General features: G+C 67.5%; 3 protein-coding genes. 2 read left to right on the top strand and 1 reads right to left on the bottom strand.

Annotated elements, in window-relative coordinates; all coding sequences use genetic code 11:
* The coding region (locus M0R80_31675) for a 4Fe-4S dicluster domain-containing protein (protein ID MCK9464201.1) at positions 1 to 327 on the top strand (327 nt) is incomplete at its 5' end.
* A 166-nt stretch (positions 328 to 493) separates the two neighbouring features.
* Complete coding sequence (locus tag M0R80_31680) at positions 494 to 2,977, top strand: FG-GAP-like repeat-containing protein (GenBank protein ID MCK9464202.1); 2,484 nt, start codon at positions 494 to 496, stop codon at positions 2,975 to 2,977.
* A 280-nt stretch (positions 2,978 to 3,257) separates the two neighbouring features.
* On the opposite strand, the gene M0R80_31685 is transcribed toward M0R80_31680, so the two are convergent.
* The coding region (locus tag M0R80_31685) for a hypothetical protein (protein MCK9464203.1) at positions 3,258 to 3,460 on the bottom strand (203 nt) is incomplete at its 5' end.

Below are 3,460 nucleotides of genomic sequence, written 5' to 3' on the forward strand. Positions count from 1 at the left end.
TGCGTCCGCGTCTGCTCCGAGATCGTCGAGGCGAACGCGCTGACGTTCAACGGCCGCGGCGAGAAGCGCGGGGTCGGCGCGCCGTACCTCGAGCAGCCGCAGGCCTGCATCGCTTGCGGCGCCTGCGCGTGGGTCTGCCCGACGGGCTGCATCGGCTTCGTCGAGGAGGACGGGATGCGCAAGGTGCTGAAGTGGAAGCGCGAGCTGCCCATGGCCAAGGACGAGCAGGGCCGCCCGTTCGCGCCGCAGTTCCAGCTGCACCACTTCAAGCAGCGCGCCAAGGCGATCAAGGCCGACTTCTACAAGAAAGCACCGGGAGATCGCTGAAAAACTCAGCGGCGCTCAAGCCTAGTGTTTTAGCGGCTTTCCGCTGTGTCGTTTTTTCACGGGTGCTCATGTCTGCTCACCGCTGACCACGTTTTTAGGTCGTAGAGTGGGTCGTTGCTCCGCCCAGAATTCCTGTATAATTCAGTCCCCAACGAGGAGGTTGCCCATGTCCCACATCGTGTGGAGAAGCTCGTTCGTCGCTCTCGCGCTCGGCGCGCTCGTTTCCGCGCTCGGTGCGCTCGCCGGGTGCGACGACGGGAAGACGGGCGGATCGGACGCGGGCGACACGGACACGACCGACACGGATCTGCCGGACGCCGGCGACGACGGCGGCACCGAGATGGCGCCGGGGGAGGAGTTCGACGGGTGGTGCCAGGGAGAGGCGTGGGACGCGAACCTCGTGGCCGGCACGCCTTTGGGGCTCGCCGGCGAGTACCTCGGCTACTACCCGACCTCCTCGATCCCGGTCGGGATGTACGAGACGATGAAGATCATCCCCGAGCACCCGTTCTGGGTCACGGCGGTGCGCGCCTCCTTCGTCGGCGAGTCGGGCGAGGTCGCCATCCGGCTCACCGGCGACTTCGGCCGGTCCTACGCGGTCGTCGAGACCGTGGAGACGGATCTCATGACGCCGATCGAGGAGGCGATCGAGGTCGACGACGATCCGGAGACCTGGACCGAGTGGGACGTCTCCGCCCAGGGGATCTTCCTCGAGCCGACGCAGCACTACTTCCTCGTGAACGAGCAGCTCGGCCAGGGCCCGTTCATCGCGCTCGAGGCGCTCGTCGAGGGTGACACGTCGCGGGCGCTCATGTTCCACCCCTCGATCGACATGCCGTACGGGAGCGAGGGGAACTTCCGGATGGAGCTCTCGGGCTACTACTTCTGCTCCTGGGACGAGGCTGCGCGCTGGTTCGGGGAGATCCAGGACACGCCGTTCGTCGACGAGCAGGCCGCCATGGCCTCGATCTCGGATCTGAACGGCGACGGCCACGACGACCTGATCAGCCAGGCGCCGGGGCCGCGTGCGTACTTCGGCGACGGCGCGGGCGGCTTCTCGGATCCGGGGTTCGATCCGTTCCCGGACGCGGCGAGCGCGACCACCGTGGTGTTCGGCGACGTCGACAACGACGGCGATCGCGACGCCTTCGCCGGGCCGTACGTCGGGGCGGACGACGACGGTGACGGCTGGACCAAGCTCGAGGGCGACTGCAACGACACGAACGCGGCGATCAGCCCGGACGACGACGAGATCCTGGACAGCGGCGTTGACGACGACTGCGACGGCGTGGCGGACCACGGGACCGAGACCTCCGACTCGGACGGCGACACGGTCACGATCGCCGAGGGCGACTGCGACGACACGAACGCCGCGATCGCCCCCGGCGCGGCGGAGCTGCTCGACGGGCTCGACAACGACTGCGATCAGTGGGTCGACGAGGACTTTGTGAACCAGATCCTGCTGAACGACGGGACCGGGCACTTCACCGGGCTCTCCGCCGCGGGCGTCGAGGCGCTCGACCAGAGCACGGTCGGCGCGTGGGGCGACGGCGACGCCGACGGCTTCCTCGACATCTACTGGGGCAACTGGCTCGTCCACTACCCAAGCGATCCCGCGGTGCCGGGGCGCTACTTCGAGGGGGTCGGCGACGGGACGTTCGTCGACGCGCAGGCGGGCGCGGGGCTGGTCCTGCCGACGCCCTTCTCGACCTACGGCGTGATCTGGAACGACTGGAACAACGACGGCGCGCAGGACATCTTCGTCGGCAACTACCACATGTACCCGAACCAGCTGTGGGAGAACCAGGGTGACGGCACGTTCGTCGACGTCGCCGAGGCGATCGGGGTCGCGTTCGACGACATCCCGTCGGAGTACCCTGGGCTGCCGGGAGGGCACACCTACGGCGGCGACTTCGGCGACGTCGAGAACGACGGCGACATGGACTTCTACATGGCCAACCTCGCCCACCCGCGCACGCAGCCGTGGGGCGATCCGAGCATGTTCGTCGTCAACGGGGGCGCGCCCGACTACCTGTACGACAACCGGAAGGAGGAGTTCGGGTTCATCTACGACGAGGGCGACATCGGCGCGACGTTCGCGGACTACGACAACGACATGGATGTCGACCTCGTCGTCACGTCGCTCTACCCGTGGCACTTCTCGCGCCTGTACCGCAACGACGGCGGGACCTTCTTCACGGACGTGACCTACGAGACGAACACGGCGGTCAACCACGCGATCAGCGCGGTGTGGTCGGACGTCGACGAGGACGGCGACCTCGACCTGTTCATCGGCGGCGGCCTCCCCACGCAGTACATCCACACCTTCGAGAACCGCGTGGGCCAGGACAACAACTGGATCGCGCTCGTGCTCGAGGGGACGACGACGAACCGCGACGGCATCGGCGCGCGGGTCACCCTGGAGGCGGGCGGCGTCACCCAGATGCGCGACGTCCGCGGCGGCGGCGGCAACGCGAACGGCAACGTGCAGTCGACGCGAGTCGTGCACTTCGGTTTGGCGTCGGAATCGACGATCGACTCGCTCACCGTGCGCTGGGTCGGCGGCGCGACCGAGACCTTCACCGGCGCCGCGCCGAACGGGCGGTACCACGTCGTCGAGGGGAGCGGCACCGCGACGCTGATACCCTGACGAAGCGCCTTCTCGACCTCGCCCCCGGATTTGGCTCAGACACCCTCTGCAATTTCCCGAACGGTTCGACGGGTGATTGGAATAGTTCAAACTAAGTGGACAGCGGATCGCGGTCCCGCCGCACGGACAGCATGGAAGCGATCGCGATCGGGCTGCCGGCAACGGTTTCTGAAGGTCATTTGAGCGATCGACTTCGTTGACGGACAGCGGAAGACACACGTCCGCACCCAGATCCCGGAAATCCAGCCGGTGACGTCCAGCGATGAAGTGCTGAACGTCGCTACAACGCCGACGCGGTGTACATCGTGACGAGCGGCGGGAGGAACGAGCCGTCCGGGAACTCGACCGCGAGATCGCCGGCGCGGTAGGCGATCGATGCGGCGCGGTACGCCTTCCGGAACTCCAGCCAGTCGCGTCGATACCGTCTGCGCACGGCAGGGTCGGACGCGTGGCACAGCGGCTGTCGCCCGGACTCCTTCGGGG

It is taken from the genome of Pseudomonadota bacterium (assembly GCA_023229365.1).
GTDB lineage: Bacteria > Myxococcota_A > Polyangia > JAAYKL01 > JAAYKL01 > JALNZK01.